The organism is Janthinobacterium sp. GW822-FHT07A03 (assembly GCF_058798815.1).
In genome coordinates this window covers 71,330-96,304 of record NZ_JBXAKW010000013.1, presented here as the reverse complement: position 1 = coordinate 96,304, position 24,975 = coordinate 71,330, and the positions used below count along the sequence as shown (strand labels likewise).

Below are 24,975 nucleotides of genomic sequence, written 5' to 3'. Positions count from 1 at the left end.
CGGATCGCACCTGGAAAATTCAGCCATCTGTGAGTACACTTGTTTCTTTGTTCGCCTACCGGCCCGACTCCGTATGAAAGCGCTCGCTCCCGGCACCGTCATTTTTCACCGCCACCGCGGCTACGGGGTGATCACGTCCGTCAATTTGCTGACGGGCTGGATCGCCGCCCGTTTCGGCAGCGAAGCGCGGACCCTGGACCTGAACCTGTCGACCGACGACGTGCAGTTCGCCGATGGCGAAGCGATCCTGTTTCGCCGCGCGCCGCCGGACCGCATGCCGCACGCGCGCCTGATGGCCATGGTGCGCGAGCTGCACCAGGCCGGCTATCAAAAACTGTATCTGTATTCCTGGCCCAAGCCGTCCGGCCTGCACTGGCGCTGGCATTTGTTTACGGGGCCGCGCGACTGGATGCAGCGGCCTTGGCGCGAAGGCTGGTATGGCTCGGGCGCCGATTACAACGTCAACCCCGTGATGGGCTGGGGAGACTCTCCCGGCGCTTCCACTGGCGAGCTGATCGATGCTCTGGCCCGTTTCGATCCGCAAGGCCTGGCACAGGCGCTGGGCCGCGACGACGACCATAGCGACTGGTTCGGCCGCGTCTGCGACACTTTATTACCCGATTACATGTACAGCCTGGACATGCAGCGCACGGCAGGCGAGCCTTTGCAAGACATGCCGCCCGTGCCGGTGGTGGCCGTGCGCGCCGGCGTGGCGCCGTATGCCGGTGCGGATATCGCCTGGCCGCCCGGCTGGGCCGGCCTGTGGCGCGGCCGGCACGTGCTGCCCGCGCCCGCCATCCGCATCACGGGCGAGCCGGACCTCCTCAAGGGTTTTCAGCGCTCCTGAGGGACTTGCCGCGCATGCGCCAGCACTTCCGGATTGAGCAGGCGCGTGCATTGACCCTGCGCAAAATCAACGATGTTTTGCAAGGCGTAGCGGAAATACAGTTCATAACTGTCACGCTCGACGTAGCCCAGGTGTGGCGTGGCCAGTACGTTCGGCAGCAGCAGCAATGGCGAGCCGGGCGGCAGCGGCTCGTCCGTAAACACGTCCAGCGCGGCGGCGCCCGGGCGTCCCTGGGGCAGCGCCGCTTCCAGCGCGCCCTCGGCCACCAGTTCGGCGCGGCTGGTGTTGACGAACAGGGACGTCGGTTTCATGCGCGCCAGGTCTTCGGCTGTGACCAGGCCGCGTGTCTTGTCGGACAGGCGCAAATGCAGGCTCAGCACGTCGGCCTGTTCAAAGAACGCCTCGCGCGAGACCGCCGCCGTGTCGCCGGCCGCCACGGCCGCCGCGCGGCTCGCTTCGCTGCCCCACACGAGGATGGTCATGCCGAAGGCGCGGCCATAGCCGGCGATCAATTGCCCGATCTTGCCGTAGCCCCAGATCGCCAGGGTGCGCCCTTTCAATACCGTGCCGAGCGTGTTGCGCGCCGGCTCGATCGACGACGTCTGCCACAGCCCTTCCTGTAAATGTTGCGCGTACGGCACGATCTTGCGCTGCGCGGCCATGATCAGCGCCCACGTCAGCTCGGCCGGCGCCGTGGGCGAGCCGATGCCTTCCGCGATGGCGATGCCCAGCTCGGTGGCGGCCGGCACGTCGATGTGTCCGCTGACCTTGCCCGTTTGTGAAATCAGTTTCAGGTTCGGCAGTTTCGACAGCAAGGCCCGGTTGAAACTGCTGCGTTCGCGGATCAGCACCAGCGCGTCGAACGGCGCCAGGCGGATCGCCAGCTGGCCCAGTCCCCGTGCCGTGTTGCTGAACACTTTGACCTCGTGGCCATCGAGCAATTGAAAGCAATCGAGGCCGCGCACGGCATCCTGGTAATCATCGAGTATGGCAATTTTCATGGTGGATGGCCGATTTTAGTAAGGATTTGGTAGGGAAATAACAGGATACGGGAAATGCTGAATAGCCTACTACATTAGTCAAGCTATTCTCCTACATTTTTGCGAGAATAGCCGTGACACGGGTGTACAATCGCCGGCACTTTTGAAGCTTCCTGATTATAGTTATAGCGCAAACTGTTCCTGCCGCCTGGGTGCATGATCCAGGTAAACGACACCAGAGCCCTGCCCGCGTGAACACGCCGCCCGCAGTGAGCCGCAGCCACTTCTCAACGATGCTGCCTGTCTTGCCGGAACGACCAGAATTTCTTTTATTGGTATTGGAGGTAATATGAATCAGCCCGTCATGGGTGGCGTCGCCGCACTCAACGTCCCAGCTTATATTAAACAACAGAAACTGATCAACTGGGTAGCCGACATTGCCGCGCTGACCAAGCCAGACCGCATCTACTGGTGCGATGGCTCGCAAGAAGAGTACGAGCGCCTGTGCGCTGAAATGGTTGCCAGCGGCACCATGAAAAAACTCAACGCCGAAAAGCGCCCGAATTCCTATCTGGCCTGCTCCGACCCGAGCGACGTGGCCCGCGTCGAGGACCGCACGTATATCTGCTCGGCAACGAAAGAAGCGGCCGGCCCGACGAACAACTGGACCGAACCTGGCGAAATGCGCCACACCCTGAACGGCCTGTTCGATGGCTGCATGCGCGGCCGCACCATGTACGTCGTGCCATTCTCGATGGGTCCGCTGGGCTCGCCGATCGCGCACATCGGCGTGGAACTGTCCGATTCGCCGTATGTCGCCGTCAACATGAAGATCATGACCCGCATGGGCCGTGCCGTGTACGACGTGCTGGGCACCGATGGCGAGTTCGTGCCGTGCGTGCACAGCGTGGGCGCCCCGCTGGCTGCCGGCCAGGCTGACGTGAAATGGCCGTGCAACAGCACCAAATACATCGTGCATTTCCCGGAAACGCGCGAAATCTGGTCTTTCGGTTCCGGCTACGGCGGCAACGCCTTGCTGGGCAAGAAATGTTTCGCCCTGCGCATCGCCTCGAACATGGGCTACCAGGAAGCGCAAGCGTCCGACAACAACCCGGGCTGGCTGGCCGAACACATGCTGATCCTCGGCGTGGAGTCGCCGGAAGGCAAGAAGCATTACGTCGCGGCAGCGTTTCCGTCGGCGTGCGGCAAGACCAACTTCGCCATGCTGATCCCGCCAGCAAGTTTTAACGGCTGGAAAGTCACCACCATCGGCGACGATATCGCCTGGATCAAGCCGGGCGCCGATGGCCGTTTGTACGCCATCAACCCGGAAGCCGGTTATTTTGGCGTGGCACCGGGCACGAACGAAAAAACCAATTACAACTGCATGGCCTCCATGCGCGACAACACGATTTTCACCAACGTGGCGCTGACGGACGATGGCGATGTCTGGTGGGAAGGCTTGACCAAGGAAGCGCCAAGCCACCTGATCGACTGGCAGGGCAAGGACTGGACGCCGGCGTCCGGCACCAAGGCGGCGCATCCGAATGCGCGCTTCACTGTTGCTGCAACGCAAAACCCAGTGATCGATGCGGCCTGGGACGATCCGGCCGGCGTGCCGATTTCGGCCTTCATCTTCGGCGGCCGCCGCTCGACCACCGTGCCGCTCGTCACCGAAGCGCGCAACTGGGTCGAAGGCGTGTACATGGCTGCCACCATGGGTTCCGAAACGACGGCTGCGGCCGTGGGCCAGATGGGCGTCGTGCGCCGCGATCCGTTTGCCATGTTGCCGTTTATCGGCTATAACATGAGTGATTACTTCCAGCACTGGCTGGACATGGGCGTCAAGGTGGGCAAAGTCAACGCGGCGGCCCTGCCGAAGATCTACTGCGTCAACTGGTTCCGCACGGACGAGGCGGGCAAGTTCGTCTGGCCTGGCTTCGGCGACAACATGCGCGTGCTGAAATGGATGCTGGAGCGCATCGAAGGCAAGTCGGGCGGCGTGGAAAACCTGTTCGGCACGACGCCGCAGTATGGCGACCTGAACTGGGATGGCTTGCCATTCACGCAAGAACAGTTCGACACCATCACCTCGATCGACAAGGCCGCGTGGGTGGAAGAATTGAAATTGCATACGGAGTTGTTTGAAAAACTCGCGTATCATCTGCCGCAAGAATTGGCGGATCACAAGGCTGCGCTGGAAAAGCGGCTGAGTGCGTAAATAAGTTAACGTACGACGGCGCCTGACAAGCGTAGCGCGCCGCGCAATAGCTTGTCAGGTGTTGAGAGTTGTAGTGGGGGAGAAACACGCCGGCATAGACTGGCGTGCTATAAATGACACGCCGGCAATGACTGGCGTGCTAGCAAAAAGAGAAACGGCGCGGATTGCATGAGCAATCCGCGCCGTTTTTTTTGTGGCTTGTCGGTTCAGCGAGACATGGCCGGCACGAAATAGCGCAGGTTGGCGTCATCGTTCATTTTCGGGCATTGGCCAGGTTTTGCTGCCGGAAAGGATAGCGGCAGTAGCGTCGTTTCATGCAGGCGGTCTTCCACTTCCAGCACGCCGGCATACGCTTTCACCTGGCGTGGCGCGGGCGACTGGCAATCACCGATTGCCAGTTCGCGTCCTTCGCCATGAAAGCTGCCACCGTAGGCAATACTGGTGCACAGCGCCGGCCAATAATGAAATGGAGTAAATTGTGCTGCCGCCGCCATGTGTTGTTGATCTGCCTGCTGTAATTTTTGCTGCATGAAATATAGCAGCAATGAGGCATGCCGCTCGTAGGACGGCGGCAGTGCCAGGCGCAATGGCTGGGTAGCTACCTTGATCCGCCTGCCGCAGCTGCCGTCGTTGCTCGCCACGGGCAGGATTTCACGTCCCGGTGGCCCCTGTGGATGGATCGCAAACGGGGCGGGCTGGTTCAGACTCAACGGTAGGGATTCCATGCGCAATGCAAGTTTCAGGTGCTGTGCGCCATCGTGGTATTCAATATCATATTGTTTACCAGGCTTGAAGCCCTCGCGGGCCTCGATCCGATACAAGCCGTAGGCTGCATCGACTTCTTCGCTGATGTCGCGCAAGCCCTGCTGCATGGCGAAGCGCTTGATCTGGTCGCCAGTTTGTTGTTGCTTCGGTTCGCTCCAGTCCGAATCCACGGCGTTCAAGCTGCGGCATATCGGCAGGGAAGCGTTTTTCTGGCCGGTGCATTGCTGCATTTCCGGGCTCGCCAGATAATAGCCTTGCAGTGGTTGCCCCATTTGCTTTTCCACGCGTAGCCGTACCACGACCGGTGTCAGTTTTCGACCCAAACCATGCTCCTGAATACGAAAATTCTTTGTGGACAGGGCGATTGGTTGCCTGACAATGCTATACCTTCCTTCATCCCTGAGCACGTAATCCGGATAAGTTTCAGGCAGAAACAGGACACCGCGCGCATTGGCCGGCAGGCTGATGGTCGCGGGGCCTGCGCTGGTCGCAGGTGTTGCATGCAGGAATTTTCCTGGCTCATCTCCCATGCAGGAACAGGCCAGTACACTGCCCGGCAGCAGCAAGCACGCCAGTGCCATGCAGCGGGTCCAGCTGAATCGCGATGGTCTGGTTTGCATGGTCTCTCTTGACGAAGCGGCTTGATTGCCGAGCAAGATAGTTTCCCATAGAAAAATCCCCCGGACAAGACCATTGGCCGGGGGATTGAGAGGGAGACGCCGCTTATTGCTTCAGCAGCGGCCCCAGGTATTTGCCTGTCACGCTGGCCGGATTGACGGCCACGTCTTCCGGCGTGCCGGTGGCAATGATTTGCCCGCCGCCGGCGCCGCCTTCCGGTCCCAAGTCGACGATCCAGTCGGCCGTCTTGATGACGTCCAGGTTATGCTCGATGATGACGAGGGTGTTGCCCTGGTCGCGCAGGCGGTGGATGACTTTCAGCAGCAAGTCGATATCGTGGAAATGCAAGCCCGTCGTCGGTTCGTCGAGGATGTACAGGGTGCGGCCCGTGTCGCGCTTGGACAGCTCCAGCGACAATTTCACGCGCTGCGCTTCGCCGCCGGACAAGGTGGTGGCGCTCTGGCCCAGCTTGATGTAGCCGAGGCCCACGTCGAGCAGGGTCTGCAGCTTGCGCGCGATCAAGGGCACGGGCTTGAAGAATTCATGCGCCTCTTCCACCGTCATGCCCAGCACTTCCGTGATGTTCTTGCCCTTGTAGTGCACTTCCAGCGTTTCGCGGTTGTAGCGCTTGCCATGGCACACGTCGCACGGCACGTAGACGTCGGGCAGGAAATGCATCTCGACCTTGATCACGCCATCACCCTGACACGCTTCGCAGCGTCCGCCCTTCACGTTGAACGAGAAGCGGCCCGCGCTGTAGCCGCGCTCCTTGGCCGTCGGCACGGTGGAGAACAGGTCGCGGATCGGCGTAAACAAGCCCGTGTACGTGGCGGGATTCGAGCGCGGCGTGCGGCCGATCGGCGCCTGGTCGACGGAAATGACCTTGTCGAAATGTTCCAGGCCGCTGATCGATTCGTGCGGCGCCGGTTCCGTCTGCGAACCGTACAGATGGCGCGACAGGGCCGGATACAGGGTATCGTTGACCAGCGATGACTTGCCCGAACCGGACACGCCCGTCACGCACGTCATCAGGCCCACCGGCAAGCTCAGCGAGACCTTTTTGAGGTTGTTGCCCGTTGCGCCAGTAATCACCAGCTGCTTTTCCGGATTGCTGGCATGGCGCTTGGCCGGCACGGCGATCTTCAGCTTGCCGTTCAGGTACTGCGCCGTCAGCGACTTCTTGTTTTTCAGGATGTCTTGCAGGGTGCCTTCGGCGATGATCTCGCCGCCGTGCACGCCCGCGCCGATGCCCATGTCGACGATGTAGTCAGCCGTGCGGATCGCGTCTTCATCATGCTCGACCACCAGCACGCTGTTGCCGATGTCGCGCAAATGCTTCAAAGTTTCGATCAGGCGGTCATTATCGCGCTGATGCAAGCCGATCGACGGTTCATCGAGCACATACATGACGCCCGTCAAACCGGAGCCGATTTGCGATGCCAAACGGATACGTTGTGCTTCGCCGCCGGAGAGCGTATCGGCGCTGCGGTCCAGGGACAGGTAATCGAGGCCCACGTTGTTGAGGAATTTCAGACGGGAAATGATTTCCTTGACCACGCGGTCGGCGATCTCTTTCTTGGCGCCCGTCAATTTCAGCTTTTCAAAGAATTCCAGCGTCTCGCGCAGCGGTTTGCCCGCCACCTCATAGATGGCGCGCTGCTGCTTGCCCGTGCCGACCTTGACGAAGCGCGCTTCCACGCGCAGGCGCGCGCCATCGCAGGACGGGCAGCATTTTTCATTGATGAACTTGGCCAGTTCTTCCTTGACGGCCATCGAATCCGTTTCGCGGTAGCGGCGCTGCAGATTGTTGACCACGCCTTCGAACGTGTGTTCCTTGATGACGGTACGGCCCCGTTCGTTGACATAGCTAAACGGAATCACTTGCTTGCCGGAACCGTACAGCACGGCTTGCTGGGAATTCAGGTCCAGCTGCTCGAACGGCATGTCCAGGTCGAATTCGTAAAAGGCGGCCAGGTTCGACAGCATCTGGAAGTAAAACTGGTTGCGGCGGTCCCAGCCCTTGACGGCGCCCGACGCCAGCGACAGATTGGGGAACGCGACGATGCGTTTCGGGTCAAAGAATTCAATGTGTCCCAGGCCGTCGCATTCGGGGCAGGCGCCCATCGGGTTGTTGAACGAGAACAGACGCGGTTCCAGTTCCTGCAGGGAATAGCCACACACATTGCAGGCGAACTTGTTGGAGTACACGTGTTCTTGGGCGGTATCCATTTCGTAGGCGATGGCGCGGCCGTCGGCCAAGCGCAGGGCTGTTTCGAAACTTTCCGCCAGGCGCTGCTTGATCTCCTGGTTCACCTTGACCCGGTCGATGACGACGTCGATCGTGTGTTTTTCCGTTTTCTTTAATTTCGGGAGGTCATCGACTTCATAGATCTTCGCCGCATGCGTGCCGCTCTGCACGCGGAAGCGCACGAAGCCCTGCGCCTGCATCTGCTCGAACAGGTCCACGTGCTCGCCCTTGCGGTTGGCGACGACGGGCGCGAGTATCATCAGCTTGGTGTCTTCCGGCATGGCCAGCACGGCATCGACCATTTGCGATACGGACTGGGCGGCCAGCGCGTTTTCCGGATGGTCGGGGCAGTACGGCGTGCCCACGCGCGCGTACAGCAGGCGCAGATAATCGTGGATTTCCGTCACGGTGCCCACGGTCGAGCGCGGGTTGTGCGATGTTGCCTTCTGTTCGATGGAGATGGCGGGGGATAGCCCCTCGATCAGGTCGACGTCCGGCTTTTCCATCAATTGCAGGAACTGGCGCGCATAGGCCGACAGCGACTCGACATAGCGGCGCTGGCCTTCCGCGTACAGGGTGTCGAAGGCCAGCGAGGACTTGCCGGAGCCGGACAGGCCGGTAATCACGATCAGCTTATTGCGCGGCAAATCGAGATTGATATTCTTGAGGTTATGCGTGCGAGCGCCGCGAATGCGGATCTGTTCCATGTGATTGCCTTGCTTTCAGTGAGTGGTGCGGCCGGCGCATTGTGCCTGGGTGCGGATGAGGAGCCACAACGGGTCAACCTGTTACTATAGCCGGGTTTTGCTCTGCATGCCTGAGGCAGTCACGGGCGGATTGCGCCACCCCGCGAACGTGCCCCGACAAAGTTTGATACAGATGCGTACTGACGTTTAAACACTGTATATAATACCAGTATTCAAGTTTCTTGTTTTCCCTTGCCGTGAAAAAAACGTGCTGCCGCACGGGAGGAGGCGTCCGCCAGAAAGCGGGTGCTTTGCGCCGCGTGGTCGCTTATAATCCTCGTTTAGTACACTAAACTACCGCGCGGGACACCGGCTCCCGCTGCAGTTCATCAGGAGTTATTCATGGCATCAGTCAACAAAGTCATCATCGTCGGCAATCTGGGCCGTGACCCGGAAATCCGCTACATGCCTAGCGGCGACGCGATCGCCAACATCGCCGTGGCCACTTCGTACAAATCGAAGGACCGCAACACGGGCGAACAAAAAGAATTGACAGAGTGGCACCGTATCTCGTTCTTCGGCCGCCTGGCGGAAATCGTCGGCCAATACCTGAAAAAAGGCTCGTCCGTCTACGTCGAAGGCCGTCTGCAAACCCGTAAATACACGGACAAGGACGGCGTCGAGAAGTACGCAACCGACATCATCGCGGAACAGATGCAAATGCTGGGCGGCCGTTCCGGCATGGGCGGCGACGCCGGCGGTGGCGATGACAGCTACGGCGGTGGCGGTGGCGGCGGTTACGACGCCCCGGCTCCGCGCCAGGCGCCAGCCCCGCGTCCAGCTCCGGCACCGGCGCCACGTCCGGCACCGAAGCCAGCACCGAACTTCTCGGATATGGATGACGATATTCCATTCTAAGCACGCCGTTCTGACGCCTGGCGTCAGACACTGTCGATAAAAAGCCTGCTTCATCCGTGAAGCAGGCTTTTTTTATGCACAGGGGCTGTCGCTGGCGATGCGGGGCGCATGTGCACATTCCAGCGCAAGAAGCGGATGGCGGCGCCGTCCCGATGCTGGTCTGATGGTGGTGTTGATGACACCGGAGAACAGCATGGATTTTCGCATTACGGGGCTGTCGCCCGAGCCTTTTCTGCCCTTCTTTTCCTTGTCCGATGCCGAGCTGGCGGCACTCGGCATGCGGCGCTACGTGGTCGACCAGCACCCGGGCTTTCCTGACCGTATAACGCTGGAGGACGCCGCGCTGGGCGAGACCGTGCTGCTGTTGAACCATGTGTGCCAGCCCGCCATGACGCCTTACCGGGCTTGCCACGCCATTTTTGTCCGCGAGGGCGCCACGCAAGCGTACGATGCCGTCAATCAGGTGCCGGCATCGATGCGGCGGCGTTTGTTGTCGCTGCGTGCCTATGGCGCCGACGGCATGATGCTCGACGCGGAGGTGGTGGACGGCACCGCCGTGGAAGCCGTCATTGCACAGCTATTTGACCATGCGGACGTCAGTTATATCCACGTCCACAATGCCAAGCGGGGCTGTTATGCGGCCCGCATCGACCGCGCGGACTCCCTTGCCTAATCGCGCAAGCCCATCTCCAGACTGTAGCTGGCCACCGCATTCCGGCGCGCCGCATTGCGCATCCAATACACCTGCACCGTGTACTCGCCATCGGCCGGCAGTTTCGCCTGGTAACTGTTGCCGCTGTTTGAACCGATGAACAGGGCTTCATCCTGGCCTGGCTGGCGGATGTTGAAGTAATTCGACGCTTGATTGGTCTTCAGCTTGACGCTGAGGGTCTGGCCGGCCTTGCCCGTGAGCGTGTATTCGGCCGTGGCATAGCCCTTGATCTTGCCTTTTACGCTGTGCGCGGTTTTGCCGGCAGTCAATTCGACTGTTTCCTTGTGGACAGGATCGGCGCTCCAGGCGGGCGTGGTGAAAACGAGTGCCGCCAGCAGCAGGCTGGCGCGGATGGGCAGGTGATGACGCGGCATAGGGACTTCCCTCTTGAACGTGGATTGACGCCAGTCGGCGGCGATGCCGTCCATCTTACGCCAGGCTTCGCGTATTGCCTGTACCGCAGTGCCATCTCATGGTGCCGATGGCGCTGCTCTGCATGCCTCAGTTTTGATAAAACAAAATCCGGATATGGTCATGATGTTGTCGCATAAGAAGAATAATCGTTTTGTAATTGTTCATGTCACCAATAAAGTTATTTTGGCGATTGTTTATGCGATGGTATATTGTTTGCAATGTTTCTTTGAGCAAATTTTTCAGGGGGAACTTCATTGCATGCAATTCACGCATGGGATGAATACAAATCTGATCTGGGCATACTACGGCCATTGCCACGCAGATAATGTCATGTGGCTCAATTGAAAAAACTTTGTAATGCATATAGCTGTCGATTCCTCAGGTTCACAATGGCTGGTTCTGGAACGCCTATTCGGGAAGGAAAAGGGCTGGCTGCTGGCATCGCTGGCGCATTTTCAAAAAAGAAAATATCTATTTCTCTTGTGCGATGTACTTGCATTGATTTCCATCCTGACGGGACTGGCATGGACTTTGTATCCTGGACGTATTTTTCTGCAATCTTTTCCAGTGAGCATCATCTTGTTGCTACTGGCCGGAAAAGGCCTGTGTTTTAAAACGGTCGCTGTACCGCCTGCGGCCAGCCGGGAAAAATTGGATTTCTTTTTAAAACTCCATCTGGGGCTATTGCTCCTTGCCATGGTGTTCTGTCTGGTACAGGTGGGATGTGCGCTGCGGCAGATTTATTTGCTGGCCTGAAAAAGTCTCCCATCCACCGTAACAAACAGGCCGCGCTATCGGTGATAGCGCGGCCTGTTTGCGTTGCATCAAGGTTGCATTGCAGTGTTAGTGCACACTGACTTCCTTGCGGTTGTCGCGCGGGACCCGGTCGATCATCTTGTTGTAGGGATCGACGCCCACTTCAAACGGTTTTTCTTTTACCGTAATCGTCACCACGGGCTCGCTGCCCGACAGCACGCGCTTGTCCGCGAACAGGATTTTTTCGTCTTTTTCCTTGGCGCCGGGCGCGCGCGCGAAGATGGCGATTTCCACCGGTTCGTCGTAGGCGCGCGGGCTTTCCTTGCCCTTGCCGTCGGACTCCAGCTTGGCCAGGTGCAGCTGCAGGGTGACGTCCCACTGGCCGTCCTTGCGCTGCACGGCCGTCGCTTGCGTCACGCGGTTGTCGTAGAAGACGATTTTCTCGAACAGATCCGTGATCAGCGCCTGCTTGTCCTGCGGCGCTTCGGCGCGGATGTACGCCAGCAGTTCGCGCGAGGTGGTGAACGGCGCCTGCTGGTAGCCCTTGTCCTGCAGATAGCGCTTCAGGGCACGGTTCAAGGCTTCTTCGCCGAGCTCGTCACGCAGGCGGTAGAACACGAGGCTGCCCTTGTTGTAGTGGATGTATTGCTGTCCTTCTACGCGCGCCAGCGGCAATTCCTCGATGGCTTCGCCGCCGCGTCCGCTCAGGTAGCGGTCCAGTTCATAGCGCAGGAAACGGCGCATCTTGTCGCGCCCGTATTCCTTTTCCATCACCATCAGGGCCGAGTATTGCGCCAGCGATTCCATCAGCATGCTGGCGCCCTGCACGTTGGCGCCGATCACCTGGTGGCCCCACCACTGGTGCGCCATTTCATGCGCCGTGACGTAGAACACGTAGTCGATGTCATCCTTGTCGCGCAGGTCGGCGATGAAGCCGATGCCTTCCGAATACGGAATCGTATTGGCAAACGACTGCGCGAAGCTCTGGTAGCCGGGGAATTCCAGGATGCGCACCTGCTTGTGCTGGTAGGGCGTGAACTGGGTGGTGTAATAGTCGAGCGATTTTTGCACGGAGGTAATCATGCGCTGCGTATTGTAGCCATGCTTCTTATCGAAATACACTTCGATCGGCAAGCCGCGCCAGTCGCCTTTCTTGACTTCCCAGCGTGCCGACAGGTAGGCGAAGAAGGGCAGCATCGGCTGGTCCATCTTGTAGCGGTAATAGCGGCGGCCATCCTTTTCCCAGCTGTCTTGCAGATAGCCGGGCGCCAGGGCGATCTGTTCGCCGCTGGTGGACACCGTCGTGTCGAAATGGATCCAGTCGGCATCGCCGCCCAGCACCGTATTGCCGTACGCGGAGCTGTCTTCCAGCTTGGCCATGCGCTGCGGTTCGCCCAGGCCCCGCTTGCGGCGCTCATTGCGGTCCGTCAACTCCATTTCCTTGGCATAGCCGAAGTGGGGGAAAAAGGCCTGGTTGTTGAAGAAGCTGCCGTTCAGGTTGACCTGGTCCGGCGTGCCGCTGTTGGTAAAGCCCTCATGCGTGACGGCCACCGTGAAATCGAGCGGCAAGGTGGCGCCCGGCGCCAGGGGCTGGGCCAGCTTGAGGATGCTGAAGCCGAGTTCCTTGTCATCGAGCACGGTCTTGTGCGCCGGCAAGTTCAACCACTGCGTTTCCAGGTCAGGGTTAAGCTGGATGCGCAGGGTGTCGAGTGCTTGCGTGGTCTTGTTTTGCAGCACGTAGTGGCCCTTGATCAAGACTTTACGTTGCTCTGGATAAATATCCACGTCGGCCTGGATGTCGGTGATCTTCAGCTGCGGCAAGTCCTTGTATTGTTTGTACAATTTCTCGTAGCGGGCCTGCTTGTCCATGCTGACGTCCGCCGTCTCGTACTGGTTCAGCATATTCGTGTTGTAGAAGATCCAGCCGCCCGTGCCTGCCCAGCACAGCAGGACCACGGCCAGCGCAATACCTGCACCACCCTGCAGGCGCTGGCGGGCCAGGTGCAGGCGCGCACGCCAGCCGGCGGACAGGCCGCGCACCCAGAATGCGCGGGCCAGCATGACGAGCGCCACGGTAAACAGGCTCCAGTACACGGCAAACCAGGCCCAGCCCGTCAGGAAGTGGCCATAGCCATTCATGTCCGAATACTTGATGGCCGGCGTGCCGCCGAAGGCGTACAGATTGTGTTCCAGGTGCAGCATGCCCAGCACCATTTGCGCCACCATCAGCAGGATCACCAGCAGGTAGCCGATGAACTTGTTGTTGGACAACACTTGCAGGGTGAGGGCGCACAAGCCCATCAGCACGAAGAAGAGGGAACCGAGCAAGCTGCCTTTCAGGTACAGCCCCAGTTCCACGGGCGCGCCGCCCTTGTAGAGCTGGAAACCGATGGCCGCGAGGACGCCCACCAGCAGGTAGCCGGCGATGACGCCGACCAGGGCCGTGCACTTGGCCAGCAGCGGTACCCAGCCGGGCACGGGCATGGCGTCGCTGACATCGGCGATCCTGGCTTGCCGTTCCTTGAAGATCAGTTCACCCGCATAAAAGGTGACGATGATGACCAGCATGAAGCTGAAGCTGTTGTTGATCTGCTGCAACAGCAAATGTGTCATCGGATACACAGCCGTGCCATACATGTTCTTGCCGACATTGGCGGTAGTAATCAGATTGATCACGGCGAACAGCAGCATGACGAGGAAGGGCACGCTCTTGAACACGCCGGCGGCGTCGAAGCGCAGGATTTGCCACCACTGGCGCCAGGCTGTCGCCGGGGTAAAGGTGGGAAGGGTGCGCGGCAGGTGCAGCGGCGCCGCCATGGCCGGTGCGGCGGGCTCGGCCTTGTGCTTGCCGAACAGGCGCTTGCCCGTGCCCGTGCGCTGCGGCTTGAACAGGAGCACGGTGGCGGCGAACAGCACGGCCGTGATACCCAGCCACAGCAGGCGGTTGGCCAGCAGGAAGCCGGAGAACGGCGGCAGGCCCGCGTTCGCTTCGGCGGACGTGAAGTAGCGCGTCATGCGGCCCAGGGCGCGCATGCCGAAGGGGTCGAGCAGGACGGCGATCCATTCGTTGTTGATGTCGCGCGTAAAGGCGCCAGCCATGCCCCACAGCACGAAAAAGCCCAGCACGCCCACGTAGACGAGCAGCATCGAGCGCGTCGTGGCCGCCAGCAGCATCAGCAGGGCACCGATGAAGAGCAGGTTCGGAATCACCATCACGGCGAAGCTCCACGCATACGCATGCAGCGAGAACGCGCCCACGCGCTGCGGGTCGACCCAGGGCATGAGGGGACCGAGCATGAGCGCCAGGGCAATGGCGGCAAAGATCACCAGGCAGGCGACGAAGCCGGCGGCGAAGCGGCCGAACAGGTAATCCCACTTGCGCATGGGCGTGGCGAACAGCATGTCGGCCATGCCCACTTCGCTGTCGCGCAGCACGGCGCCCGCGATGAAGATGGTGATGAGCAACATCGACAGCAGGCTGAACATCGTCAGCAGCTGCGCCACCACGGTGGGTGCATTGCGGTTGATGTTGCCGATGGCGCCGCCGATCTGGATCGAATCGCTGCTGCTGGCGCCAAAGGCCATCAGGGCCAGGATGACGGCAAATATCCACAGCAGCGGCTGTTTCAGCTGGTAGCCGAGGTCAAACTTGAAAAATTCCTTCCACATGGCGGCCCCTTACGCTGCGACGGCGGCCGGCGCGGCGGCGGGAGCGGCAGCGCCGCTGCGGGCAGCGTTGCGCACGTGCAAGAAATACACGTCTTCCAGGTCCGCGGCGATCTGCGCGAAGCCGCTGTCAGGCTGGCTGTCGGCAAACACATTGATCTGTGGCTTGCCGCCCACCAGGCGCGTCGACAGCACGTTCAAGGTTTGCTGGTATTGCGCCAGCTCGTCCATGCTGACGCTGCGGCGCCAGACCTTGCCGTGCAAGGTGTCGATGGCCGCCTGCGGCTCGCCCTGCACCAGCACCTGGCCCTTGACGATCATGGCCATGCGCGGGCACAGGTCCGTCACGTCGTCGACGATGTGCGTCGACAGGATCACCACCACCTGCTCGCCGATCTTCGCCAGCAGGTTCAGGAAGCGGTTGCGCTCGTCCGGGTCCAGGCCGGCCGTCGGCTCGTCGACGATCACCAGGCGCGGCGCGCCCAGCAGCGCCTGGGCGATGCCGAAGCGCTGGCGCATGCCGCCCGAATACGTGCCCAGGTTGCGCTTGCGCGCTTCCCACAGATTGGTTTGCTGCAACAAGGCTTCCACTGCTTCCTTGCGCGGTCCCTTTTCCGTCAAGCCTTTCAAGACGGCAAAGTGGTTGAGCAGGGTTTCCGCGCTGACCTTCGGATACACGCCGAAATCCTGCGGCAAATAGCCGAGCTGGCGGCGCAAGCCGGCCTTGTCCTTGAGCACATCGGCGCCATCGAAGTGGATGCTGCCGCTATCGGGATCCTGCAAGGTGGCGATGGTGCGCATCAGCGAGGACTTGCCCGCGCCATTCGGTCCCAGCAAGCCGAACATCCCGTTGGGAATGTCCAGGCTGACATTGTTGATGGCCTTGACGCCATTGGCATACGTTTTGTTCAGCTGTTTGATCGATAGCATGTGCAGCACTCTCCAGAGCTTGGGTATGAAAGCCGGCAGATACGTGTCTGCCGGTCTGTGGAAGGGGATCACCCTTGTTTTTCAGCCGCGATGGCGGATGTTACTCAAAAACAATAATATATAACCAATTGGAAGAAAATTAATGTTTTTGCGACCAGGGGTGGAAATGCGGGGTTGGAATGCAGGAGAGAGGGATGAGTGACGTGGTGCTACACTCGCCATTTTCAGCGACGCCAGGCGTCGGAAAGAGGGGACCATGCCAGTTGCACCGAACATGACATTGCGCGCCGTTGCGCCCGACGAAGAAGGGGCGCTGGCGCGGCTGTTCCAGCTGTACTGCTACGAGAATACGGCCTGGAGCGGCGAAGACGTGCTGGCCGACGGCCGCTACGATGTGTGCGATGCCGGGCTGGCCGAGTACGTGCATGCGCCCGGACATGCAGCCGTCTGGATCGAGGTCGATGGCGCGCTGGCGGGCTTTTTCGTCACGGAACCCGGCATGGCGGGCGCGCTGCCGGTCCAGGAGTTCAGCGACTTTTTCATCTTGCAGAAATACCGGCGCCGGGGGCTGGCGCTGGAAGTGGTGCGGCGCGTGCTGCTCGATAGTGCGCAGACGTGGCTGGTGGCGATGTTCCGCGCCGATGCGCATGCGAATGCGTTCTGGCGGCAGGCGTTTGCGCGCCTGCCGTTTGCCAGGGTCGAGGCGTACGACGCTCCGGACTTGCCGCAGTTTCAGCTCTATTTGCTGAAACCGGCAGCCTGAGCCCGTTTAGAAGCGTACTTTCACATATGCCGACGGTCCCGTCAGGCGGATGTTCAGGTCGGCATCGCGTTCGCTGTCGCGGTGCAGCTTGATTTTCGAGATGCCGTAATCGGCCACGAAACCGATATTTTTGAACGGAAACCATTCCACGCCGACATTGCCGCCGTAGATGTGACCGTTGATGCGCCCGCCATTTTTCTTGATGCCCGACGCTTCCGCATACATGCGCAAGTCCGGCGTGAAGGCGTGGCGCCAGCCCACTTCCAGCAGCGGCGCAAACGCGTGTTCGCCGATGGAGTCGCGTGCCGTGGCCGTTTCGCCATTGACGATGCCAGTGGCCGTGCCGTTCAGGCTGGCGTGGTAGTAGGCGGCGCCCAGGCCGATGCCGAAGGTGTCGTTGCCGCTGCCCAGCCACCATTTATAGGCCAGCTTGGCCAGGTCCAGCTTCAGATCGGCATTCGCCGTCGCCGTGCCCGTGACGGGCTGGCCATTGATGATGGTCTCGCCCGTCAGGCTTGGCGTGTAGGATTTGTCGTAGCGGTAGTAGTCGAATGCCAGGCCATGGCGGTCGCCGATCAGCAAGTCCGCCTTGATGCGCGGGATGGTCGTATGGCTTTGCTTCGATTCGGGCGCGTCGATGCGGCCAAACTGCGTGTCGGCGCCGATATTGATGCGCGGATCGGCGGAAAATGCGCCCACCGAGATGCTGACACGGTCCAGCGCGGGCGATGGCTCGGCCCGCGCCGTGGCCGCCGCCGTGGCAATGCCCAGCACGCCCAGCATCATGGCGCCGCGCAAGGCGAGGTGGTGCGGGCGTGGCGGGGACAGGCGGGCGGACACGGACATGACAGACATGGGCTAACTCCTCAAAATAAAGTGAAAACTGTCGCGACGTTTTGGGCAACAGTGCAATGAGGAAATGGTAGCAATTGTTACTTTTGGATTACGTAGCCGCACGGCGCAAATTACCGTCGGATTTGTCCTACCGTATGTAAGACCTGGTTAGAGAAGAAGAAAACGATGCAAGCAATCATCGAGCTGGCGACACCGCGTTTGCTGCTGCGCCAATGGCGCGACAGCGACTTGCCACCATTCGCGGCGCTGAATGCCGATCCCCGCGTGATGGCATATTTCCCGGCGGCCCTGTCGCGCGACGCCAGCGACGCCATGGCGCGGCGCTGCAGCAGCCTGATCGCCGGGCGGGGCTGGGGTTTATGGGCGGTAACCTTGCGTGAAAACAATGCCTTCATTGGCATGACGGGGCTGCATAGTCCCGACGCGCAATTGCCGTGCTCGCCATGCGTGGAAATCGGCTGGCGCCTGGCGTTCGATTACTGGGGACAAGGTTACGCGCAGGAAGCGGCGCGCGCCGCCCTGCAGGCCGGTTTCGGGCGTTTGCAACTGCCGGAGATCGTCTCGTTCACGGCCTTGCCCAACGTGCGCTCGAGCGCCCTGATGGCGCGCCTGGGCATGCGCCGCGATGCCGCCACCTTCGAGCATCCGGCCCTGCCGCCAGGACACGCATTGCGCACGCATTGCCTGTATCGTCTGACGCGCGCAGAATGGTGCGCACAGGAGGGAATATGAGAATCGCCGCCATTTCCGATATCCACGGCAACCTCGATGCGCTCGAGGCCGTGCTGGCCGACATCGCCCGGCGTGACGTGGACGTGACCGTCAACCTGGGCGATATCGTCTCGGGCCATCTGCAGCCGCGTGCCACGGCGGCGCGCCTGATGGGGCTCGGCTTGCCCACCATCCGCGGCAACCACGAGCGCCAGTTGTTCGGCGACCCGGCCCGCATGGGCGTGTCCGACGCTTTTGCGCGCGCGCAACTGTTACCGGAGCAACTGGACTGGATCGCGGCGCTGCCCGCCACCTTGCGCTTGCGCAAAGACGTGCTGCTCGTGCATGGCACGCCGACAAGCGATCTCGTGTATTTTCTCGACAGCGTCACGCCGCAAGGCAGCCGCGCCGCCACGCCGCAGGAGGTGGCCGAACGCGCCGGCGCGGCCGACGCGGCCCTGATCCTGTGCGGCCACACGCACATGCCGCGCCAGGTGCGTCTGGCCGATGGACGGCTGATCGTCAATCCGGGCAGCGTGGGCTTGCAAGCCTACGACGACGACCACGGTTATCCGCATGTGATGGAAAACGGCACGCCGCACGCGCGCTATGCCATCGCCGAACAGGGGACGGATGGCGCCTGGACGGCGCAGTGGCACGCCGTGGAATATGACTGGGAGCAGGCGGCCCGGCTGGCGCTGGCCAACGGCCGGCCCGACTGGGTCACGCCCTTGCGCACGGGCCGGGTCGGCTGATTAGCGGAACTCTTCCGCCACCAGGTTGTACTTCTGCATCTTGTGATACAGGGTCTGCTTCGGCAAACCCAATACCGTGCTTACTTCGCTGACGTTGCCCGAATATGCGCGCAGTTCCTGTTCGATCAGGGCGCGTTCGAAACCGTTCACTTGCTCCGCCAGCGACAGCGGGCTGGCCTGGCCGCTCGCCAGCAGGCTCGAGGCGCCGCCGGCGATGCCGAGCACGAAGCGGTCGGCGATATTGCGCAATTCGCGCACATTGCCGGGCCAGGAATGGGCCATCAGGTTGCGCATCTGCGCGCTGGAAACGACGGGCGCGGCGCGGTTGTAGCGGGCGGCGGCGGCCAGCACGAAGTGCTCGAACAGGATGGGAATGTCTTCGCGCCGTTCGCGCAGCGGCGGCAGGTGCAGCACGATCAGATTCAGGCGGTAGTACAGGTCGCTGCGGAATTTCTGCTGCTGCGACAAGTCTTCCAGGTCCAGCTTGGCCGCCGCGATGACGCGCACGTCGACGGGCGTGGGCACGTTCGAACCCAGGCGCTCGATATAGCGTTCCTGCAGCACGCGCAGCAATTTCACTTGCAGGGACAGGGGCAGGCTTTCGATTTCGTCGAGGAAGAACGTGCCCTGGTCCGCGTGCTCGATCTTGCCCACCTGCCGCTTGGCCGCGCCCGTGAACGCGCCCGGTTCGTGGCCGAAGACTTCGCTTTCGAATATGCTTTCGGGAATCGCACCGCAGTTGACGGCGACAAAGTTGTGCTTGCGGCGGTGGCTGAAGTCGTGCAGGCAGCGGGCCACCATTTCCTTGCCCGTGCCCGTATCGCCATAGATCAGCACGTCGGCCGGTTCGTCGGCAACGTCGAGTATCAGGCGCCGTATGTCGCGCATCGCCACGGAATTGCCCAATAAACGTGCTTCGATGCCGCCGCCGTCCTCGAGCTGGCGGCGCAGGCTGTGCACTTCCAGGGTCAGGCGCCGGGTTTCCAGCGCGCGCAGGATGACGTCGACCAGCTGGTCGGATGAATACGGTTTTTCGATGAAATCGTAGGCGCCCGTGCGCATGGCGTGCACGGCCATGGTGATGTCGCCGTGGCCCGTGACGAGGATCACGGGCAGGTTGGCGTCGAGCGTCTTGACCGCTTGCAGCAATTCCAGGCCGCTCATGCCGGGCAGGCGCACGTCGCTCACGACGATGCCGGGGAAATCGGGCGTCAGCAGTTTATAGGCCAGCTCGGCCGAGTGGAAGGCCAGCACGTCCAGGCCGGCCAGCTGCAGTGCCTGCTCGCTGCCCTCGCGTACGGTGGGGTCGTCCTCGACCAGCAAGACCTTCAAGCCGTCAAACATGTTTTTCCTCCTGCGTTGCAATCTGTAGTTCGATGGTGAAGATGGCGCCGCCGCCGGGGGCGTTCTCGGCGCGCAGCACGCCGCCGAACTGGCGCGTGATCTGTTCGGAAATGGCCAGTCCCAGTCCCAGGCCCAGGCCTTGCGGTTTGGTCGTGAAGAACGGTTCAAACAGGTGTTCATACACTTCCGTCGACAGGCCCGGCCCCGTGTCGGCCACGTGGATCAGCACGCGCCCGGGCGTGCATTCGACGGCCACGCGCAGGCTGCGCACGTCGCTGCCATTCATGGCGTCGAGCGCGTTCGCGTACAGGTTGACCAGCACCTGCTCGAGGCGGTTGCTTTCGCACATGGCAAAGATGTCCTCGGGCGGCAGTTGCAGGGTGAAACGCACATTTTCCACCTGCAGGCGGCGCTCGACGAGGAAGAGGGCGTTGCTGATCGCCGTGGGAATCGAGACGGAGGTCAGGCTGGTCGTCGACTTGCGCGCAAAAATCTTCAATTGGCCCGTAATGGTCCCCATCCTGGCCGCAATTTGCGAGATCTTCGCCAGGTTGCGCCGCGCGTCGTCGAGCCGGCCCCGCTCGAGCAGGATGACGGCATTGTCGGACATGGTGCGCAGCGCCGTCAGCGGCTGGTTCAGTTCATGCGTGATGCTGGCCGACATCTGTCCCAGCACGGCCATCTTGCCAGCCTGGAACAGTTCATTCTGGGTGATGTGCAGCTTTTGCTCGGCCTTGCTGCGCACCTCGATTTCCTGGCTCAGGCTTTGCGTCATGGCATTGAGTTCCGAGGTGCGTTCCTCGACCATGGCCTCCAGGTTGTCGTAGGCATGCTGCAGGTCTTCGCGGGCGCGCAGTTTTTGCGCCACGGCCGCGCGGCGCTGGCGCAGGTAAAAGAACAGCAGCATGAAAAAGCCCAGCAGCACGCACGAGAAGGCGGCCGCCGCGCGCGCGCTGGCCTTGGCCTGGGCCAGGTCGGACAGGTAAATGAAGGTCCAGCCTTGCGGCGACTTGAGCTTGATCTGCGTCATGACGCTCGAGCTGGTCTTCGGCGGCGTGTCGGCGTGTTCCTGCTCGCGCACGCTGATCACGCGCGCGCCGTTGCCCAGCTGGCGGTCGGAAACAAAAGGAATGGCTTCCAGCTGCTTCGAATAATACTGGCGCGTGCGGTTGAGTTCTTCGACGATGGCGGGCGACAGGGGCGCCAGGGTCTTGTATTTCCAGTCCGCCATGGAACTGAGGAAGATCACGCCATGCTCATCGGCCAGCATGACCTTGTCGGCGCCCTGCACCCAGCGTTTTTCCAGGTTTTCCAGGTTCACCTTCACCGTTGCCAGGCCCAGCATGTGGCCATTCTGGTAGATGCCGTGGGCAAAGAAGTAACCGGGCTCCAGCCGCGTCGTGCCCACGCCATAAAAGCGGCCCGGCGTGCCGCGCAAGGCATCCTGGGCGTAGGGGCGGAACGAGATGTTGTCGCCAATAAAGCTGTCGGACTGCTGCCAGTTGCTGGCGGCCCGCGTGTTGCCGTCGAGGTTGCTGATGAAAATCGTCGAGGATTTCGCCTGGGCATTCATCTGCTCGAGATAATGGTTGACCGTGTCGACCAGCACCGGGTCTTCCGGGTGCTGCAGCAGGCGGATCACGTCGCGGTTCAGCTCCAGGGTCTTGGGCAGGAAGTCGTATTTCTCCAGTGCATTTTCCAGGCTGCTCACATACACCTCGAGGCGCTGCGCGCCGCTCGCCTGCAGCTTGCCGATGGCGATGCGTTCCGTCCAGAAATACACGAGCCAGACGGTGGCCAGGCAGGCGGCCAGCACCACGCCCCAGGCCAGCGTTTCGCGGCCCGACCGCTGCGACAGGCGCTGGCGCCAGGAAAGGGTGGGTTTGTTACTGCTATTCATAAAATCAGCTGCCAACTTGCAAGAACCCACAGTATCGCATCTTGATGTGTCTCAACATAAAAAAAGCCGCCGGACATGCATCCGGCGGCCTGCGCTAGCGTGAGCCGTGATTAGAACGTGTGACGCATACCGAGGTTGAAACCGCTGTTGCCGGTGCCATTGTCGGTGGCATTGCCGACGACGAAGGTGGCGCCGTTCTTGTTGCTGATGTGGCCATAGCCGGTGTACAGGTCGCTGCGCTTGGACAGGGCGTAGAACGCGCCGATGGCCCACTGCTGGGCATCACGGTTCAGGTTGCTCTTGTCGTTGTGGCGGATGTACGAGGCGACCAGCTTGGTGGCGCCGAACGGGGCGCTGAAGCCGACCAGGATGTCGTTGCTCTTGCTGTTGTCCAGGGCGCGGTTGTCGGCGTAGCCGAAGTTGCCTTGTACGACGCCAAAGTCATAGCGCGTGGCCAGCAGGGTGTTGCGCGTTTGCTGGGTCGCCAGCGCATTTTCCTTGCGGTGGTGCGTCAGGGTCACGTTCAGCGGGCCATCGATGTAATGCACGGCGCCGCCCATGCTGCGGTTTTTCGCATTGTCGCCGGCCACTTCGCCGAAGCCGTACGCCAGGTCGGCCGACAGTTTGCTCCAGGTCGGCGTGGTGTATTGCACCATGTTATCGACGCGGATATTCGTCACCATCAGGTTCGATGCCGTGCCGGCCAGGCCGATGACAAACGGATCGGCCACGTCGCGCAGGGCCAGGTAGTACGGCGAGTACTGGCGGCCCAGGGTGACGGCGCCGGCGCTGCCGGTCAGGCCGACATACGCCTGGCGGCCGAACAGCAGGCCGCCCTGGCCCGAGGTGCCGGTGTCGATATTGAAGCCGCTTTCCAGCACGAAGGTAGCGGCCAGGCCGCCGCCCAGGTCTTCCTTGCCTTTGAAGCCGATGCGCGAGCCCGAGGCGACGCCGGAAGCGACGCGGTTCAGGCGGTCTCCGGCCGCATCCTTGTCGAACACCAGGCCGGCGTCAGCCACGCCGTAGACGGTCACGCTCGATTGGGCCATGGCGCCGGTGGAGGCTGCGCCGAGGGTCAGCAGGGTAAACAGGACTTTTTTCATGAAAATCTCTCTAATAAGTTGGAATGACTACTGATCGCACTACCTGACTGCTTGTTACTCAACATGGACAACAAATAAATGGCCCGCTTGTGGCGGGCCATGGCGCTATCAGGCTTTGCTAGCGTGATCCGCTTCGCCCCAATGGCTTTCCGTGTTCTGGTTGGCCGCGTTGGCCGCGGCCGCTTCTTCCTCGGTGGCCAGGCCGCCTTCCCACTTGGCGACGACGGCCGTGGCGACGGCATTGCCGACCGCGTTGGTGGCCGAGCGGCCCATGTCGAGGAATTGGTCGACGCCCATCAGCAGCAGCAGGCCCGCTTCCGGAATATTGAACTGGTTCAGGGTCGCGGCAATCACCACCAGCGAGGCGCGCGGCACGCCGGCCATGCCTTTCGAGGTCAGCATCAGCAGCAGCAGCATGGTGATCTGCGTGCCGATCGACAGGTCGATACCGTAGGCTTGCGCGATGAACAGTACGGCGAAGGTGCAGTACATCATCGAGCCGTCCAGGTTGAAGGAGTAGCCCATCGGCAACACGAAGCTGGAAATCTTGCGGTCCACGCCGAACTGGTCGAGCGCCGTCAGCAGTTTTGGATAGGCCGCTTCCGAGCTGGCCGTCGAGAATGCCAGCAGGAAGGGTTCGCGGATCAGGCCGACGAGCTTGAAGATGCGCGGGCCGATGACGACGAAGCCGGCGCCGATCAGCAGGGCCCACAGGCACATCAGGCCCAGGTAGAAGCCGCCCATGAACTTGGCAAACGTGACCAGCACGCCCAGGCCGTGCGTGGTGATGACGGAGGCCATCGCGGCGAACACGGCCAGCGGGGCCAGGTTCATGATGGTGCCGGTGATGCGCAGCATGACTTGCGCCAGCTGGTCGACGACGGCCGTCAGGGTCTTGCCCGACTCGCCCAGGCCGGCCAGTGCGCCGCCGAAGAAGATCGAGAACACCAGCACTTGCAGGATTTCATTGTTGGCCATGGCCTCGATCGGCGACTTCGGCACCAGGTGCGTGAAGAAATCTTTCAAGGTGAAGGCGGCCGTTTTCAAATTCGTTGAAGCGTGTACGTCCGGCAATGGCAAGCCCAGGTTGGTTCCCAGCTGCATCAGGTTCGACAGCACCATGCCCAGCGCCAGCGACACCAGCGAGGCGACGACGAACCAGCACATGGCTTTCAGGCCGATGCGGCCCGCCGTCTTGCCGTCGCCCATGTGGGCGATGCCGACCGTCAGGGTGGAGAACACCAGCAGCGCAATGATCATCTTGATCAGGCGCAGGAAGACGTCGGTAACGATGGAAATATTGCCAGCGATTTGAGCGCTGAGCTTGGCATCAGGGAAGGCGGTGTTGCATCCATAACCTACAGCAATGCCGAGGATCATGGCAATCAGGATGTACAGGGTTAATGGCCGTTTCTTTTTCATTTTGACTCCTCCGGTGAAACGCCGCTGTGAGCGGATTATTGATAGCGAGCAACTCAAGCTTGGAGTCAATATTTCTCAAAAACAAGCCCTTGCGTGCCAGCGATTATTTGCAGCAAAACCTGTACATAGCAAAGGATATGCCTGAAATGGGAATTTGGGACCTAACTTCTTAAGTTGTTGATTTGAGGAGGCTTTTTTGTTGCTTAGATGTTGCAACTTTGCACCTTTGCGCGAAATATTGGACGCGCAAGCGCATCGCTGTATGACTTTTCATACGCTAGTCGCGGCAGGGTGGCGGTACGCCAAAAAGGCAAGATTATCAGGACAATAAAAAAGCCCCTCCGAAGAGGGGCTTGATGTG

General features: G+C 61.1%; 20 protein-coding genes. 9 read left to right on the top strand and 11 right to left on the bottom strand.

Translation table 11 applies throughout. The annotated features are described in order from the left end of the window. Window positions 1-73 precede the first annotated feature (73 nt). Complete coding sequence (locus tag AC1RJW_RS27590) at window positions 74-847, top strand: L-asparaginase (RefSeq protein WP_493047731.1); 774 nt, start codon at window positions 74-76, stop codon at window positions 845-847. Here AC1RJW_RS27590 and AC1RJW_RS27585 read toward each other — a convergent pair. After that, window positions 835-1,848 carry a D-2-hydroxyacid dehydrogenase family protein gene (locus AC1RJW_RS27585; protein WP_493047730.1) on the bottom strand — a complete coding sequence of 338 codons (1,014 nt, stop codon included), beginning with the start codon at window positions 1,846-1,848 and terminating at the stop codon, window positions 835-837. The two genes, AC1RJW_RS27590 and AC1RJW_RS27585, sit on opposite strands and share 13 nt — an antisense overlap. 328 nt (window positions 1,849-2,176) lie before the next feature. Between AC1RJW_RS27585 and AC1RJW_RS27580 the strand changes: the two genes are divergently transcribed. After that, window positions 2,177-4,048 (top strand): phosphoenolpyruvate carboxykinase (GTP), encoded by a 1,872-nt coding sequence (locus tag AC1RJW_RS27580; RefSeq protein WP_493047729.1) that lies wholly within the window; start codon window positions 2,177-2,179, stop codon window positions 4,046-4,048. 206 nt (window positions 4,049-4,254) lie between these two features. On the opposite strand, the gene AC1RJW_RS27575 is transcribed toward AC1RJW_RS27580, so the two are convergent. Next, window positions 4,255-5,433, bottom strand: a complete 1,179-nt coding sequence (locus AC1RJW_RS27575) for a hypothetical protein (RefSeq protein ID WP_493047728.1) — start codon at window positions 5,431-5,433, stop codon at window positions 4,255-4,257. Window positions 5,434-5,536: 103 nt separating this feature from the next. Continuing rightward, on the bottom strand, window positions 5,537-8,386 hold the full coding sequence (gene uvrA, locus AC1RJW_RS27570; protein WP_493047727.1) for an excinuclease ABC subunit UvrA: 2,850 nt from the start codon (window positions 8,384-8,386) through the stop codon (window positions 5,537-5,539). A gap of 381 nt (window positions 8,387-8,767) precedes the next feature. Between uvrA and ssb the strand changes: the two genes are divergently transcribed. Continuing rightward, complete coding sequence (ssb, locus tag AC1RJW_RS27565; protein WP_034754418.1) at window positions 8,768-9,283, top strand: single-stranded DNA-binding protein; 516 nt, start codon at window positions 8,768-8,770, stop codon at window positions 9,281-9,283. A gap of 193 nt (window positions 9,284-9,476) precedes the next feature. Then, on the top strand, window positions 9,477-9,956 hold the full coding sequence (locus tag AC1RJW_RS27560) for a DUF1203 domain-containing protein (protein ID WP_493047726.1): 480 nt from the start codon (window positions 9,477-9,479) through the stop codon (window positions 9,954-9,956). On the opposite strand, the gene AC1RJW_RS27555 is transcribed toward AC1RJW_RS27560, so the two are convergent. Then, the gene (locus tag AC1RJW_RS27555) at window positions 9,953-10,369 is read right to left on the bottom strand and encodes a hypothetical protein (protein WP_493047725.1); all 417 of its coding nucleotides are present in this window, start codon (window positions 10,367-10,369) and stop codon (window positions 9,953-9,955) included. The genes AC1RJW_RS27560 and AC1RJW_RS27555 overlap by 4 nt on opposite strands. A gap of 43 nt (window positions 10,370-10,412) precedes the next feature. On the opposite strand from AC1RJW_RS27555, the gene AC1RJW_RS27550 reads away from it, so the two are divergent. Next, entirely contained in the window at window positions 10,413-10,754 is a 342-nt protein-coding gene (locus tag AC1RJW_RS27550) for a hypothetical protein (RefSeq protein ID WP_493047724.1), read from the top strand. A gap of 12 nt (window positions 10,755-10,766) precedes the next feature. Continuing rightward, window positions 10,767-11,165, top strand: a complete 399-nt coding sequence (locus AC1RJW_RS27545) for a hypothetical protein (protein WP_493047723.1) — start codon at window positions 10,767-10,769, stop codon at window positions 11,163-11,165. An 87-nt stretch (window positions 11,166-11,252) separates the two neighbouring features. On the opposite strand, the gene AC1RJW_RS27540 is transcribed toward AC1RJW_RS27545, so the two are convergent. Beyond that, a complete protein-coding gene (locus tag AC1RJW_RS27540) occupies window positions 11,253-14,834 on the bottom strand; it encodes an ABC transporter permease/M1 family aminopeptidase (protein ID WP_493047722.1) in 3,582 nt (1,193 codons plus the stop codon). A gap of 9 nt (window positions 14,835-14,843) precedes the next feature. Beyond that, window positions 14,844-15,761, bottom strand: coding sequence for an ABC transporter ATP-binding protein (locus AC1RJW_RS27535; RefSeq protein ID WP_493047720.1), 918 nt, complete (start codon window positions 15,759-15,761; stop codon window positions 14,844-14,846). Window positions 15,762-16,017: 256 nt separating this feature from the next. On the opposite strand from AC1RJW_RS27535, the gene AC1RJW_RS27530 reads away from it, so the two are divergent. Continuing rightward, window positions 16,018-16,524 (top strand): hypothetical protein, encoded by a 507-nt coding sequence (locus AC1RJW_RS27530; RefSeq protein ID WP_493047719.1) that lies wholly within the window; start codon window positions 16,018-16,020, stop codon window positions 16,522-16,524. A gap of 6 nt (window positions 16,525-16,530) precedes the next feature. Here the strand turns inward: AC1RJW_RS27530 and AC1RJW_RS27525 are convergent, their stop codons facing one another. Continuing rightward, complete coding sequence (locus tag AC1RJW_RS27525) at window positions 16,531-17,379, bottom strand: porin family protein (protein WP_493047718.1); 849 nt, start codon at window positions 17,377-17,379, stop codon at window positions 16,531-16,533. 165 nt (window positions 17,380-17,544) lie between these two features. On the opposite strand from AC1RJW_RS27525, the gene AC1RJW_RS27520 reads away from it, so the two are divergent. Together AC1RJW_RS27520 and AC1RJW_RS27515 are read left to right on the top strand one after the other, a co-directional pair. Next, window positions 17,545-18,111: a GNAT family N-acetyltransferase gene (locus AC1RJW_RS27520; RefSeq protein ID WP_493047717.1), complete on the top strand. Its 567-nt coding sequence runs from the start codon at window positions 17,545-17,547 to the stop codon at window positions 18,109-18,111. Further along, on the top strand, window positions 18,108-18,845 hold the full coding sequence (locus AC1RJW_RS27515) for a metallophosphoesterase family protein (protein ID WP_493047716.1): 738 nt from the start codon (window positions 18,108-18,110) through the stop codon (window positions 18,843-18,845). Before AC1RJW_RS27520 ends, AC1RJW_RS27515 begins: the two co-directional genes overlap by 4 nt. On the opposite strand, the gene AC1RJW_RS27510 is transcribed toward AC1RJW_RS27515, so the two are convergent. The 4 genes from AC1RJW_RS27510 to AC1RJW_RS27495 all read right to left on the bottom strand — a co-directional run bounded on the left by AC1RJW_RS27510 (window position 18,846) and on the right by AC1RJW_RS27495 (window position 24,614). Then, complete coding sequence (locus AC1RJW_RS27510; protein ID WP_493047715.1) at window positions 18,846-20,189, bottom strand: sigma-54-dependent transcriptional regulator; 1,344 nt, start codon at window positions 20,187-20,189, stop codon at window positions 18,846-18,848. It abuts the gene before it with no gap. Further along, window positions 20,182-22,089: a sensor histidine kinase gene (locus AC1RJW_RS27505; RefSeq protein WP_493047714.1), complete on the bottom strand. Its 1,908-nt coding sequence runs from the start codon at window positions 22,087-22,089 to the stop codon at window positions 20,182-20,184. Before AC1RJW_RS27505 ends, AC1RJW_RS27510 begins: the two co-directional genes overlap by 8 nt. 110 nt (window positions 22,090-22,199) lie before the next feature. Further along, window positions 22,200-23,192 (bottom strand): porin, encoded by a 993-nt coding sequence (locus tag AC1RJW_RS27500; RefSeq protein ID WP_493047712.1) that lies wholly within the window; start codon window positions 23,190-23,192, stop codon window positions 22,200-22,202. 108 nt (window positions 23,193-23,300) lie between these two features. Further along, on the bottom strand, window positions 23,301-24,614 hold the full coding sequence (locus AC1RJW_RS27495; RefSeq protein WP_493047711.1) for a dicarboxylate/amino acid:cation symporter: 1,314 nt from the start codon (window positions 24,612-24,614) through the stop codon (window positions 23,301-23,303). Window positions 24,615-24,975 lie beyond the last annotated feature (361 nt).